Below are 13,879 nucleotides of genomic sequence, written 5' to 3'. Positions count from 1 at the left end.
ACGTCCTCGGCGAGGTGCGGCAGGCGGCGGGCAGTTGGGGCATCTCGTTCGGGCTCGCCCCCGCGCACGCCCAGGGCCAGTACCAGGGGACCTCGTTCATGGGCGCCGACATCGGCAAGATGATCGCCCCCGCGCTGCTCACCTGGCTGGCGATCGAACACGGAACCCTCGGCTGGCTCGTCATGGCCGTCGGCTTCGCCGTGGCGGGGGCGGCGATGCCGTGGGTCGTCGCCCGGGCCCGGCGCGGCAGGGAAGCCGCGGTGCCGGTGTCCGGCTGAACCCGCCCCGGTCCCCTCCCGGACCGGATCAGTGCCTCACGACAAGGAGAAACACCGCGTGGACAACTCCGCCGAGCCGGCGCCCGCCCTGCAGTTCCCGGTCCGGGACGCGTCCGCTCCCGAGGGGACACCCCGGCACCGCTTCTCCTGGGACATCGCGCTGCCCGGTCCGGCCGGCCGGCTTCCCGCGCTGGTCCGCGCGGTCTTCGCCGTGCTGCTCCACCGCTACAGCGGTCAGGACGACCTCGCCCTGACCTGCTTCCCGGACCGCACCGCCGAAACGTCCGCCCGGCCCGTGGTGCTGCGGTCCCGCATCGAGGACGCCGTCACCGTCGCGGACCTGGCCGCCGCGCTGACGGCGGGAGCCGCCGGCCCCGGCGCCGCCGCCCCGGACAGCGGGCTGCGCGCCGCCGTCGCGGTCCGCACCGGGACGGCCGGCGCCCTCGCCGCCGAGGACGTCCTCGGCTTCCACCTCCTGCTGGAGGCGGTGCCGGCGGCCGGCGGCACCCGGTGCACCTTCCACTACGACCCCGCGAGGTTCACCGGGCCCTTCGTCTCCCGGATGGCCGCCAACCTCGGCACGCTGCTCCTGGACGCCGCCGCGCGGCCCGGCACATCGGTACGGCGGCTGCGCCTGCTCTCGGACGAGGAGACGCGCTACCTGCTCCACGAGGTCAACGCCACCGAACGCCCCTACCCCCGGGAGAGCTCCCTGCACGCGCTGGTCGAGGCGCAGGCGGCCCGTACCCCGCAGGCACCCGCCGTGGACTGCGACGGCGACGTCCTCACCTACGCGGAACTCGACGCGTGGGCGAACCAGATCGCCCGCGCCCTGGGCGGTCTGGGCGTCGCCCCGGGCAGCCGGGTCGGGGTGTCGACCGCACGCACCCGGCACACGGTGGCCCTGCTGCTCGGCATCCACAAGGCCGGCTGCGCCTACGTGCCCCTCGACCCCGCGTACCCCGCCGAACGACTCCGCGCGATCGCCGCCACGGCGGCCATGTCCGCGGTGGTCACCACCGGCGAGGACATCCCGGACTGGCTCGACGGCGTCGACGTCCTGCCGGTGACGTGGCGGACCCTGTCGGAGAAGGCCCGCAGCGAGCACGCCGGCGCGGTGCCGCCGGCCGCGGGCCCGCGGGACGCCACCCACCTGATCTACACCTCCGGTTCCACCGGCTCGCCCAAGGGCGTGGTCGTCACCCACCGCAATGTGGTCGCCCTGCTGGCCTGGGCCTGGGACACCTACCGCACCGAGGACGTCTCCCGGGTCCTGTTCGCCACCTCGCTCAACTTCGACCTGTCGGTGTTCGAGCTGTGGGCCCCGCTCACCATGGGCGGCTGCGTGGTCGTCGTCGACAACGTCCTCGCACTGACGGAGTCCCCCGGCCTGAATCCCAGCCTGGTCAACACGGTGCCGAGCGCGCTGCGGGTGCTGCTCCAGCGCAATGCCGTACCGGACTGCACCACCGTGCTGAACGTCGCCGGCGAACCCCTGTCCAGGGAACTCGTCAACTCGGCGTTCGACAGCACACGGGTCGAGCGCCTGTACAACCTCTACGGTCCCTCGGAGGACACCACGTACTCGACGTGGAAGTGCTTCACCGGACCGGTGGCGGACACTCCCACGATCGGCGTGCCGATCCACAACACCGCGGCCTACGTCCTCGACGCCCACGGGCAGCTCGTCCCGCGCGGCGCCGTCGGCGAACTCCACCTGGCGGGCGCGGGCGTGGCCCAGGGGTACGCCGGTGACCCGGAGCGCACCGCGGAGGTCTTCGTCGCGAGCCCCGCCGGCCTGCCCGCCGCGACCCTGTACCGGACCGGAGACCTCGCCCGGTGGACCGAGGAAGGCGAGCTGTACTTCCTGGGCCGCCGGGACAACCAGGTGAAGGTGCGTGGCTTCCGGATCGAACTCGGCGAGATCGAGTCGGTGGTGCGGGAGGCCGTCGGCCTGCGCGACGTCGCCGTGCTGGCCGTCGGGGCCGAGGACGGCGCCCGCCTCGTCGCCTACGTCGGCCAGTCCGGCGACGAGGCCGAGGTCGCGCGCCTCCGGGACCATCTGGGCGCCAGGCTGCCGCACTACATGCAGCCCGCGAAGATCGTCCTCGACGGGGCGCTGCCGCTGCTGCCCAACGGCAAGGTCGACCGGAAGGCCCTCCAGGCGCGGCGCGTCGACTGGACGGAGGGCGGCGCCGCCGGCTCCCCGCCGGACGGCGCCGACCAGGTGGCCGTCGCCGGGGTGTGGTCACGGCTGCTGGGACTGGAGCAGATCGGCTCCGACCTCGACTTCTTCTCCGTCGGCGGGCACTCCCTGCTGGCCACGCTGCTGGCGGCCAGGCTCGGCGAGGAGTTCGGCGTGGCCGTCAGCGTGGCCGAGCTCTACCGGAACCGGACCGTGACGGAGCAGGCCCGCATGATCCGCGACAAGCGCGAGGGGGCCACGGCGGCCGTCGGCACCGGCACGGAGGCACGACTGCGGGCCGTCGCCGACACACTGCGGGACTCCGCCCGCGGACACGGGGTGCCGGGCGCCAGCGCGGCCGTCTACATCGACGGCGAACTCGCCATCACCCACTACGGCTTCGACGAGGCCGAGCAGCGCACACCGCGCTCGGACCGGTCGCGCCAGCGGATCACCTGCGTCACCAAGGCCCTCCTGGCGTTCGTGGCGCTGCGACTCGTCGACCGAGGCCTCATCGGGCTGGACGAGCCGCTCGACGGGCATCTGCCGCAGGCGTTCCGGCGCCGGGACGGCCGCACCGTGAAGGTGACGCTGCGCCAGTTGCTGTCGCACACCAGCGGCATCGACGACTCCTACGAGGTGTGGCACGCGACCGACTTCGAGGACATCGAGCAGTACGTCACCAGTTTCGGCGCGTACGGGCAGCTCTTCGAGCCCGGTACGGTCTTCGCCTACTCCGCGTGCGGCACCTCCATCGTCGCCGCGCTGATCGGGAAGCTCCTGGGCATGCCGTGGCGCAGGGCGGTGAACGAGCTGCTGTTCGCCCCGCTCGGCATCGAGGCGATACCCGAGACGCTCGCCGAGGACGGCCACTACGGCGACGCGGTCGCCGGCGGTCACCTCTGGGACGACAGGACCCAGACCTACCGTTCGCACGACCCGGTACCGCAGACCGTCGCCGACGACGCGGCCGGTCCGTTCTCCGTCTGCCTGACCATCGGCGAGCTGGCCCAGATCGCCCTGCTGGCGCTGAACGACGGTGTCACGGCGCAGGGCGAACGCCTGCTGTCGGAGGAACTCGCCCGGCAGATGCGCACCCCGCAGGTCGACGTCCCCGGGCACCACTTCATGCACGCCTGGGGGCTCGGGTGGCTGATGTTCGGTCCCGAGGCGTTCGGGTTCAACTCCAACGGCAGCGGACACCACAACTTCATCCAGGTCTTCCCCGAGGAGAAGACGTTCCTGCTGCTGCTGGCCAACGCCTATCCGGTCTTCGGGCTCTACGAGGACCTGCTGCGCTCACTCACCGGCAGGGGCCTGGTGCACACCGGCCGCAGCTTCGACCTGGAACTGTCCGACTGCGTCGGCCGGTACGAGTCGGACGGATACCGGATCACCGTCCACCAGGGCACCGAACATCTGGGCTACACCTACGCGGAACGGCGACCGGACGGGAGCTGGGCCGATCTCGACGAGGGCGACCTGGTGCTGTCGGGGGCGGGCGGATTCAGCTCCATATCGGAACGGAACGTGCTGGCCGGCTCCATCTCGTTCATCCCGGCACCCGGCACCCGCACAGCGGCCTACGCCCGGATCGGCCAGCGCTTCGTGGTCAAGGTCTCCCAGCCGGCGCGGTGACCGCCCGGCAGCCGCCCGCCCCGAGCCGGCGCGGCGCCCGCCCGACGGGCGGGTTCGCCGGCTCATCTCCGACAATCGCACCCTTGACGAACGACTTGAGATGGGCTGCGGCGTCTTCGGTCAACCCGACGCCAAGGCCATCGTCGACGAGGTGCTCCTTCCAGAAGTCCGCCTGGTGCCCGGGCAACGGCCGGTTCGCCCGCTTCCGGCTTCCTCCGGGGTGTGACACCGTCGGCCCGGAACACAGATCGACCCAACCTCGGAGAGCCTGGCCCGCTACCTCGCCGAGTGGTTCGTCGCCGAGGTCGAACCGGGGATCTCTGGCCGGCTTCGGGCGGTGCGCGTCTCCGAAACCGCGTCGTCGTGGGCCGAGTACGAGGTCGCCGACCGGGGTTGACCGGCGACCTGGCTACCGAAAAAATCGCCGACTGACGGTAAGTCACCTACGCGGCAGGACTCAGGACAAGGACGCAGCTGTGAGCGAGACGCCTCAAGAGTTCGGTCAGGATGTCCCCATCCTGATCGAGTTCAACCAGCGCGGCGGGGTGCGCCAGGTGGCCCTGAGTGCTCCCGAGACGGTCGAGCGGTCGGCCGAGGCTGTGAACCAGGCGATGGGCACAATCCGCGGCATGGCGGAGCGCGTCCGCGGCACCGTCACGCAGATGGCGGTGCGGCCCGACTCCGTCGAGGTCGAGTTCGGGATCAAGTTCGACGCCGAGGCCGGTGCCGTCATCGCAAAGACCGGGGTCGAGGCCGCCGTGACCGTCAAGCTCGCCTGGGGACCAGGGACGCAGGGATGAGCCACGCCAACGTCCCCAGAGCTCCACGTGTCATCCTCCAGGACGTCAGGAACTTCACCGTCCAGATCCGCCACCCGGCCGACGACCGGGTGCTCGGTACCGGCGTCGTCATCTCCTCCACTGGCCTGGTAGCCACTTGCGCCCACGTCATCCGGGCCAGCGGGGTGGAGCCGCGGGCCAGACGCGAGGCCCAGGTGCGGGTCTACTTCCCGTCGTCGAGCCGGGACGCCGCGCCTGCGGAGCTCCGCACGGCCTGGGTCGCGGCCTCCTTCTCCGACAGCGACGACGACCTCGTCTGCCTCCAGGTGGATGGGGCTCTGCCGCTGCCCGCGCACCGGGTGGCCGTGCTCGGCGCGGCCAGCGACTCCCAGGACCATGCCTTCCGCAGCTACGGGTACCGCCAACTTGAGGGCTACCTTGGGGCGTGGGCCCGCGGCCTGATCCTGGGCGAGGTCGACCCACCGGACGGATACAGGCTGCTGCTCGACCCCATCCAGCTCGAGTCGAGCCACATCGACGCGGGGATGAGCGGCGCACCCGTCCTCGACCTCAACCGGAACCTCGTGATCGGCGTAGTGTCGGAGACCTGGGTCGCTGAGCTGGCGGGCAAGGATCGGGACACCGCGTGGGCCGTGAACGCCGCCCTGCTCGACCACTCGCCACTCCGTGTCGACCTTCGGTCGGAGCCGCTTCCGCTGATCACCGCCGAGCAGGCGCGGGTCCAGCCGGCCCTGGCGGACCGCGCCGCCCCGCGGCCCGGTGCCCGCCGGATGGACGACGCGCCTCTCCCGCTGCCGGAGTGGGTCGGCCGTGAAGCGCTGATGGAGGAACTCGATCGGTGCGGTGCCGACGACGAGATCCTTGTCGTGGGTCTGGTCGGCTTCGGCGGCGAGGGCAAGAGCAGCCTGGCGCGCCGGTGGGTCGACCAGGTCGCTGCCGCTGTCGGACCCGAGGCGGTGAGGATCTTCTGGTGGAGCTTTACCGAACGGGCCAGCGCTGACGACTTCCTGGCGGCTGCCCTGGAGTTCACCAGCGGGGGCACGATCTCCCCGGAGGAGCTTCCGGACGGGCGAGCCCGGGCGGAGTGCGTTGCGGGCCTGCTGGCGCTGGGCCGATTCCTGTTCGTGCTCGACGGCCTGGAGGTGATACAGCACCAGGATGGCGACCACTACGGCGCCCTGGCCAGCAGCGACCTTCACGACTTCCTCACCTTCTTCGCCACCCCCGGCCACCGCTCCTTCTGCCTCATCACCACCCGGGCCCCTGTCTTCGATCTTGTCCCGTACGTGACGTACCAGCAGATCGACGTCGATCCGCTCCAGCCGCTGCCGGGACGGGAGCTGCTGCGCAAGCTCGGGGTCCACGGCCCCGACGCCTCGCTGGATCAGATCGTGAGGGACTGGGGAGGGCACGCGCTCACACTCAGCCTCATGGCCGCCTACCTGGCCAAGCGGTATGGCGGCGACGTCCGCCGGGTCACCTCGTTGCCCGCCCCCGATCGGGGCCAGCCACGGGACGTCATGGTCCGCCGCATCCTGCACGAGTACGATGCCTGCCTGACCGACGAGGAGCGCTCCTTCCTCACCCGGTACAGCGTGTTCCGCACTCCCGTCCTCGACGAGGCGCTGCGCATCGTGCTGCCCGACACGCCCTGGGCTGAGATCGCCGCCGATTCTCGCCAGACGCTCTCGATCATGTTCGACCATCTGACCGCCGCGCGGATCATCCGTCGCGACGTCGGGGACCGGACGAGCATGCACCCACTGGTCAGAGACTTCTTCGCCGGCCGGGCCGAGCAGGGCGAGGAGCGACGGGCCCTGCACCGGCGCGCCATGGACTACTATCTGGCGCTGGGCCCGAGTGACCAGCACCCGCAGACCCTCGACGAGCTCGGGCCGCTCGTGGAGTCTGTGCACCACGCCTGCCAGTCCGGCGCGTACGACGAGGCGTGCGATCTGGTGAGTGCCCGACTCTACGGCGGCGAGGACGGGCTGATCACCCGCCAACTCGGCGCGTACGAGACAGCGCTGTCGGTCTTTGCCGACTTTCACCCGCAAAGCAACCTGATGCGCCAGCCGCTGGTCCGCGGCAGCGAGGCCCGGGGCTGGATCCAGCACGAGGTCGCGACCTGTCTCCAGATGCTCGGGCGACTGCGCGACGCGGGCCACGCGACCCGGCGGGCGTTACAGGCATTCAAGGCGGTCGGCGCCTGGCACGACGCCGCGGTCAGCTGCCAGAACCTGGCTGAGCTCTATCTCAGCCTCGGCGCCCTCCCGATCTGCGGGCCTGTGATCGAGGATGCCTTCGCTCTGGCCCGCCGGACGCAGGACCAGGAGGACCTGCTCGTTGCCGAGACCGTGAGCGGGACGCTGGCGCACTTGCAGGGACGCTCGGCCGACGCGGAACGCGCCTTCGCCGAGGCGCTGCGGATCGCCGGCGAGTTCACACCCATTCCCGCGCTCTACAGCAGCAGCGGGATCCGCTACGCGGAGCACCTGAGGCTGAACGGAAGGGCCCGGGAGGCCCTCCAGGTCCACCAGACCAATCTGGAGATCTGCCGGGCCGCCGGATGGCGGGGCGACGAGGCCGGCTGCCTCGCCGGACTCGGAGATCTCGCACTCGACGCAGGAGACCCCGACCTCGCTCGGCGTCACTACACCGAGGCGTTGCGGATCGCGCGCGGCATCACCCGGCGGGACGTGCTCATCAGCGCCATGCTGGGGCAGGTCCGGTGGGCGCTCTGCATAGGCGAGCCGCTGCCGTCTGTCCAGACCGACCTCAAGCACGCGCTCGCCATGGCGACCGTCGGCGGCTACCGGATCGCCGAGATCGAGGCGCGGCTGCTTCTCGCCCGGGCCCAGCACGCGCAGGGCGATGACGAGGGGGCCTGGACAGAGTTGGCGCAAGCCGACCAGATGAGCGCCGAGACGGGCTACCACTGGGGGCAGTCGGCCGCACAGGCCCTGATCGAGGAGTGGGAGGCCGTGGTCTGAGGGACCGGCGCCGACCTCTACTCGTCCGCGTCGGCCTGAGTCTCGCCCTCCTCCGCCGACTCCTTGTCAGCGTTGAGCGTGCCGACCAGACGGGCCAGCAGCTCGGGGGGCAGTCGGCCGTCGATCGCGGACGGATATTTCTGGGGCCGCACGTCCGGGACCAGCTCCTCGCCCGGCTCTCGATTCTGATCCGCTGTCATCTCGGTGGCCTCCAATTACGAGCGCGGTGTCCCTGCCCTTCGGGCGTCTCATGGTAAGGCGATGGTGTGGCTCCAGTAGCCCATTCCCGCTGATCACCTTGCCGCCCATCCCACGCAACGTGAGTATTGGCCAACCAGAATCCGTCCGCATGCCCTGACTCACGCCGACACCGCATCCCGCCCCACTCCAACGGGGTGAAGAGGTGGCAGTGGAAGGCAGCGCCGAAAGACGGGTTCCACGTGCTGCGGCACACCTACGCATCGATCACGCCGGAGGCGGGGGAGTCCGCGGTGACGCCGGCGCGACGGCCCGGGCATTCCTCCCCGGCTGTCACGCTTGGTTACGATGCTCCCTTCATGCCGGAGGCGGGAAGCAAGGGCCGTGCCTCCATCGACGGACTGCTGGGGAGGCAGACGAGTGTGCCAGTCGAACCTCCCAGATTCTTCCCCCGGGGCTGATCGTGGGCGTTTTCCCGGATTGCGGCACGTTGGAGATGGCCATGGAATGCAAGACGGATTGCGGCACGTTGGAGATGGTCATGGAATGCAGGGAAAATGAGCGTGGGTGTCTTATAAAATGCTGAGGGAGGTCACAGCGACCCGCTACGTCGAACCTCTCCGCTCCGGCGGCTCCGTACCAGGGATCATCGAGGCCGACGACCTGGGCACGTACGTCGTGAAGTTCACCGGTTCCGCGCAGGGGCGCAAGGCGCTGGTCGCCGAGGTGATCGTGGGAGAGCTGGCGCGCGCCCTCGGCCTGAGGGTCCCCGACCTCGTCCTCGCGCACTTCGATCCCGGTCTCGCCGCGCACGAACCGCACCAGGAGGTGCGGGACCTGCTGAACGCCAGCCCGGGCATGAACCTCGGCATGGACTACCTGCCGGGCGCCCGGGACTTCACCCCGGAGGTCGCCGAGGGCTTCCGGGTGGACCCGCTGGAGGCGGGCCGGATCGTCTGGCTGGACGCGCTGACGGCGAACGTGGACCGGACCGTCCACAGCTCGAACCTGATGATCTGGCCCACCCTCGGTACGGTCCCGCCCCGGCTGTGGCTCATCGACCACGGGGCGGCCCTGGTCTTCCACCACCGCTGGGACACCTCGGTCCCGGGGAAGCCCTACGACTTCCGCCACCACGCGCTCGGCCCGTACGCCCCCGACGTCGAGGCCGCCGACGCCGAGCTGGCGCCGCGCGTGACGGAGGAGCTGCTGCGGCAGGTGGTGGCCCGGGTGCCGGAGGCCTGGCTCACCGGTGAACCCGGTTTCGCGGGGCCCGAGCAGGTCCGCGACGCCTACGCGGACTACCTCTGCGCACGGGTCAAGGCGTCCGCGGACTGGCTGCCCACCGACTTCCCCGGCCGGGATCAGCTCGCCGCCGAGGAGGCACGGCGGGCGGCGAGGACACGGCAGGGCCGGCCCGACTGGCTCAAACAGGTCCCAGACCTCCACGGGAAGCCGGCAGCGGAGCAGGACTGGTCGCGCCACCTGGGCTGACGGCACCACCGGGGCCCGTCCCCGTCCCCCCGGACCCGCCCGGCCGGGGACGGGCCCTGGCCGGGCGGGCACCGGCGTGGGCCGCCGCGCCGGCCGTCAGCCCTCGAGCAGTTCGTACGCCGGCAGCGTCAGGAAGTCCGCGTAGTCCTCGTCCAGCGACACCTTCAGCAGCAGGTCGTGCGCCTGCTGCCAGCGGCCGCCGGCGAACGCCTCCTCGCCCAGCTCCGCCCGGATCGCGTCCAGCTCCCGGTCCGCGACCCTCCGCGCCAGCCCGGCGGTGACCTTCTCGCCGGTGTCGAGAACGACCCCCGCGTTGATCCACTGCCAGATCTGGGACCGGGAGATCTCGGCGGTGGCCGCGTCCTCCATCAGGTCGAAGATGGCGACCGCGCCGAGACCGCGCAGCCAGGCCTCGATGTAGCGGATGCCGACCTGCACGGCGTTGACCAGGCCCGCGTGCGTCGGCCTGGCGTCGAGGGAGTCGATCGCGATCAGATCGGCCGCCTTGACGTCGACGTCCTCACGCAGGCGGTCCTTCTGGTGCGGCCGGTCGCCGAGCACCCGGTCGAAGGACTCCATGGCGATCGGGACCAGGTCCGGGTGGGCCACCCAGGAGCCGTCGAAGCCGTCGGCGGCCTCGCGGTCCTTGTCGGCGCGGACCTTCTCGAAGGCGACCCGGTTGACCTCGGGGTCCCGGCGGGAGGGGATGAAGGCCGCCATGCCGCCGATCGCGTGCGCGCCGCGCCGGTGGCAGGTGCGCACCAGGAGTTCGGTGTAGGCGCGCATGAACGGGGCCGTCATCGTCACGGCGTTGCGGTCCGGCAGGACGAACTTCGCCCCGCCGTCACGGAAGTTCTTGACGATCGAGAAGAGGTAGTCCCAGCGGCCGGCGTTCAGCCCGGAGGCGTGGTCGCGCAGCTCGTGGAGGATCTCCTCCATCTCGTACGCCGCCGTGATCGTCTCGATCAGGACGGTGGCCCGGACGGTGCCCTGCGGCACGCCCAGGTAGTCCTGGGCGAACACGAAGACGTCGTTCCACAGCCGCGCCTCCAGGTGGGACTCCGTCTTCGGCAGGTAGAAGTACGGGCCCTTGCCGAGGCCGGTCAGCCGCTTGGCGTTGTGGAAGAAGTACAGGCCGAAGTCGACGAGGGCGCCGGGGACCGGGGTGCCGCCGGAGCCCACGAGGTGACGCTCGTTCAGGTGCCAGCCGCGCGGACGGGTGACGACCGTCGCGAGCTCCTCCTGCGGCCGCAGGGCGTAGGACTTGCCGGACCGCGGGTCCGTGAAGTCGATGTTCCTGGTGAAGGCGTCGATCAGGTTGAGCTGGCCGAGGACGACGTTCTCCCAGGTAGGGGCGGAGGCGTCCTCGAAGTCGGCGAGCCAGACCCGCGCGCCCGAGTTGAGCGCGTTGACGGTCATCCTCCGGTCGGTCGGGCCGGTGATCTCCACCCGGCGGTCCTCGAGCGCCGGCGGAGCCGGTGCCACCTTCCAGGAGTCGTCCGCGCGGATGCCGGCGGTCTCCGGGAGGAAGTCGAGGGTGCAGGTGCGGGCGATCTCGGCGCGGCGCTCGGCACGGCGGGCGAGGAGTTCGTCGCGGCGCGGCGTGAACCGCCGGTGCAGCTCGGCCACGAAGGCGAGCGCCGTGTCGGAGAGGACCTCCTCCTGCCGGGGCAGGGGCTCGGCGTCGACGACGGCCAGCGGGGACGGCGCTGGTGCGGACATGAGCTGTCACTTCCTTCGGGGGAGCTTCTTCGGCGAACCACGTTCGTCGCCACCCTGCCGTGGCACGGGCCGCCCCGGGGCGGGAGAGGTGCCGTTGCCACTCGTGGAGCGCGGCGGGTGCCGACGAGCGTGGATAGTAGTTTCCTCATGGTGGAAGTCAATGGCTCGCTGACGCCGTGACGGCCGGCGGCGGAGCCCCGTGGCGCCCGGTGCCGTCCGTTCATTCGAGGTGGCGCAGGTCGTCCGGCGTGTCGATGTCGTACGGACGGGCCACGTCGCCGCACTCGACGAGAGTGATCGCCTCCTCGTGCGCCCTCAGATAGGCGCGTGCCCCCCGGTCGCCGGTCGCGGTCGCCGCGATGCCCGCCCAGTGGGCCGCGCCGAACAGGACCGGGTGGCCGCGCACGCCGTCGTACGCCGCCGAGACCAGGGACGTCTCGTCCCGGTGGGCAGCCAGGACGCGGGCCACCGCCTCCGGGCCGATGCCCGGCTGGTCGACGAGGCAGACCAGGGCCGCCCGGGTGCCCGTGCCGGCGAGCGAGTCCAGCCCGGCCCGCAGCGAGGAGCCCATGCCGCCGGCCCACGCGGAGTTCTCCACGAGCACGCAGCCGCCGAGCTCCGCCCGCTCCCGCACGGTGGCGGCCCGCGCCCCCAGGACCACGTGGACGCGCCCGCAGCCCGCCGCCCGCAGCACCTCGACCGCGCGCTCCACCAGGGGCCGTCCCCGGTGGCCGAGCAGCGCCTTGGGCCGCCCGCCCAGCCGGCGCCCGCCTCCGGCGGCCAGCACCAGCCCGGCGACCTCGCCCGCGTTCCCTGTCATACGTCCTGCTTACCCACCCGGACGGGGGCCGTGCTCGCCGTTCGGCCGTGTCCGCCCTTCGGCCGCGCGGGTCCGCCGGCCGTGCCGGCCCGTGCCTGCCCGCCTGTCGTGCCGCCCGGCGGCTTCGCGGCGGCTTCTCGGCGACCGGCGGCCTCGAAGCCCGCGCCGTCCGCCACCCCGCGCCGTCCACGTTCGGAAGAAGGTTCGAAGGACACCGTGGGGCCGAATTTTGCTCCGCACGGTGGCGCGGCGGCCACAGAGTGTCGTTTACTGGCCCGCATCCCGCGGCGCCCCGCCCGCTCCACGGGGGCCCGGCGGGACGGCCACGGACGTGCGCACAACGCGGTGCGAGGGGGAGGGCTGTGTTGCGGAGCTTGGGGCAGATGCCGGTGACCGGCAGCGGAGAGGACCCGAGGGTGGCCGGACTGCGCACGGCCGTGTCCCGGCTGCGCCGCCAGCTCGCCGCCCACCCGGACTTCCCCGACCGCGCCATCGCGGAGGACGAACTGGCCGCCCTGGCCGCGATGACGGGCCGGGACGTCCCCGAGATCCCGCGTCTGCGCCGCTCCCTGCTGGTGATCGCGGGTGCGCTCGGCTCCGTCAGCGCCCTGCGGCCGGGGCTGTCCGACGTGCGCGACGCGGTGGACCTGTTCGGGCCGCCGGGCGGATGACGGGCGGCCCGGGGTGCCGCGGCGGTCCCGTGTCCCGCGCGACGCGTCAGCCCGCGCTCGCCAGTGCCTCCGACAGCTCCGCCGCGACCTGCTGGAGCACCGGCACGATCTTCTCCGTCGCCTCCTCCGTGACCCGGCCGGCCGGCCCGGAGACGGAGATCGCGGCGGCCGTGGGGGAGCCCGGCACCCGGACGGCGAGGCAGCGGACCCCCATCTCCTGCTCGCCGTCGTCGAGCGCGTAGCCGAGGTCGCGCACCTGGGCCAGGGCGGCGAGGAAGTCCTCGGGAGCGGTGATCGTCCTGTCCGTGGCGGCGGGCATGCCGGTCCGGGCGAGCAGGGCCCGCACCTCGTCGTCCGGGACGCCGGCCAGCAGCGCCTTGCCCACGCCCGTCGAGTGCGGCAGGACCCGCCGGCCGACCTCCGTGAACATGCGCATCGAGTACTTGGAGGGCACCTGCGCCACGTAGACGACCTCGTCGCCGTCGAGCAGCGCCATGTTCGCCGTCTCACCGGTCTCCTCGACCAGGCGCGCCAGGTACGGGCGGGCCCAGGTGCCCAGCAGCCGGGACGCGGACTCGCCGAGCCGGATCAGACGGGGGCCGAGCGCGTACCGGCGGTTGGCCTGCTGGCGCACGTACCCGCAGGCCACCAGAGTGCGCATCAGCCGGTGAATGGTGGGCAGCGGCAGGCCGCTGGTCACCGACAGCTCGCTCAGGCCGACCTCGCCGCCCGCGTCCGCCATCCGCTCGAGCAGGTCGAAGGCGCGCTCGAGGGACTGGACCCCGCCGCCGGCGGACGACTTGGCGGAGTCGGTGGTGCTGGCGCTGGACGTCGGCACGGCGCGTTCCTTTCGGGGCGGGCAGGAAGGGCCAAAGCCTACCGGGAGGCCGGTCGGCTCCCTGCTGGTGCGGAGCTGCGTGCTGCTTCCCGTGATCGTGTTTTTTCACCGTGCGGCACCGTCCAGCTCTCGTCGTGCGGACAGCGCCTCCGTGCCCTCCCGGAGGGTGCCCTTGACGGGTGCCGAGGGGGAGTGAAGACTCCTTCAACAGAACGTTGAAGTTCATCGCGCGGTGTGCCTCC

At 72.0% G+C, this 13,879-nt stretch carries 10 protein-coding genes and 1 pseudogene; 7 read left to right on the top strand and 4 right to left on the bottom strand.

All coding sequences use genetic code 11. From position 1 onward, the window contains the following. The 5 genes and pseudogenes from ACWDNY_RS26780 to ACWDNY_RS26760 form a co-directional block, all read left to right on the top strand. Window positions 1-278, top strand: a pseudogene (locus ACWDNY_RS26780) (MFS transporter); the annotation flags it as partial. 58 nt (window positions 279-336) lie between these two features. Next, entirely contained in the window at window positions 337-4,101 is a 3,765-nt protein-coding gene (locus ACWDNY_RS26775; protein WP_451648355.1) for a non-ribosomal peptide synthetase, read from the top strand. Between the two features lie 247 nt (window positions 4,102-4,348). Further along, entirely contained in the window at window positions 4,349-4,498 is a 150-nt protein-coding gene (locus ACWDNY_RS26770) for a 6-pyruvoyl trahydropterin synthase family protein (protein ID WP_451648358.1), read from the top strand. A gap of 79 nt (window positions 4,499-4,577) precedes the next feature. After that, window positions 4,578-4,901, top strand: coding sequence for a CU044_2847 family protein (locus ACWDNY_RS26765; RefSeq protein ID WP_451648354.1), 324 nt, complete (start codon window positions 4,578-4,580; stop codon window positions 4,899-4,901). Beyond that, entirely contained in the window at window positions 4,898-7,894 is a 2,997-nt protein-coding gene (locus tag ACWDNY_RS26760; protein WP_451648353.1) for a tetratricopeptide repeat protein, read from the top strand. Before ACWDNY_RS26765 ends, ACWDNY_RS26760 begins: the two co-directional genes overlap by 4 nt. A gap of 17 nt (window positions 7,895-7,911) precedes the next feature. Here ACWDNY_RS26760 and ACWDNY_RS26755 read toward each other — a convergent pair whose 3' ends face one another. Next, window positions 7,912-8,094, bottom strand: coding sequence for a hypothetical protein (locus ACWDNY_RS26755; protein WP_451648352.1), 183 nt, complete (start codon window positions 8,092-8,094; stop codon window positions 7,912-7,914). 577 nt (window positions 8,095-8,671) lie between these two features. Here ACWDNY_RS26755 and ACWDNY_RS26750 point away from each other — a divergent pair. Then, window positions 8,672-9,586, top strand: coding sequence for a HipA family kinase (locus tag ACWDNY_RS26750; protein WP_451648357.1), 915 nt, complete (start codon window positions 8,672-8,674; stop codon window positions 9,584-9,586). A gap of 96 nt (window positions 9,587-9,682) precedes the next feature. Here the strand turns inward: ACWDNY_RS26750 and aceB are convergent, their stop codons facing one another. After that, window positions 9,683-11,308, bottom strand: a complete 1,626-nt coding sequence (gene aceB / locus ACWDNY_RS26745) for a malate synthase A (RefSeq protein WP_451648351.1) — start codon at window positions 11,306-11,308, stop codon at window positions 9,683-9,685. Between the two features lie 220 nt (window positions 11,309-11,528). Beyond that, a complete protein-coding gene (locus tag ACWDNY_RS26740) occupies window positions 11,529-12,128 on the bottom strand; it encodes a nucleotidyltransferase family protein (RefSeq protein WP_451648350.1) in 600 nt (199 codons plus the stop codon). Window positions 12,129-12,490: 362 nt separating this feature from the next. On the opposite strand from ACWDNY_RS26740, the gene ACWDNY_RS26735 reads away from it, so the two are divergent. After that, window positions 12,491-12,799 carry a DUF5955 family protein gene (locus ACWDNY_RS26735; RefSeq protein ID WP_451648349.1) on the top strand — a complete coding sequence of 103 codons (309 nt, stop codon included), beginning with the start codon at window positions 12,491-12,493 and terminating at the stop codon, window positions 12,797-12,799. Between the two features lie 46 nt (window positions 12,800-12,845). Here ACWDNY_RS26735 and ACWDNY_RS26730 read toward each other — a convergent pair whose 3' ends face one another. Next, on the bottom strand, window positions 12,846-13,637 hold the full coding sequence (locus ACWDNY_RS26730) for an IclR family transcriptional regulator (RefSeq protein ID WP_451648348.1): 792 nt from the start codon (window positions 13,635-13,637) through the stop codon (window positions 12,846-12,848). Window positions 13,638-13,879 lie beyond the last annotated feature (242 nt).

Source organism: Streptomyces sp. NPDC003697 (genome assembly GCF_053587115.1).
Note: the sequence above shows the minus strand (reverse complement) of the source record. Positions and strands in the feature narration are given on the sequence as shown.

Bases quoted from the DNA above. Each gene is read 5' to 3' on its own strand.
- ACWDNY_RS26760 (WP_451648353.1), top strand. From the start codon at position 4,898: ATGAGCCACGCCAACGTCCCCAGAGCTCCACGTGTCATCCTCCAGGAC.
- ACWDNY_RS26755 (WP_451648352.1), bottom strand. From the start codon at position 8,094: ATGACAGCGGATCAGAATCGAGAGCCGGGCGAGGAGCTGGTCCCGGAC.
- ACWDNY_RS26750 (WP_451648357.1), top strand. From the start codon at position 8,672: ATGCTGAGGGAGGTCACAGCGACCCGCTACGTCGAACCTCTCCGCTCC.
- aceB (WP_451648351.1), bottom strand. From the start codon at position 11,308: ATGTCCGCACCAGCGCCGTCCCCGCTGGCCGTCGTCGACGCCGAGCCC.
- ACWDNY_RS26740 (WP_451648350.1), bottom strand. From the start codon at position 12,128: ATGACAGGGAACGCGGGCGAGGTCGCCGGGCTGGTGCTGGCCGCCGGA.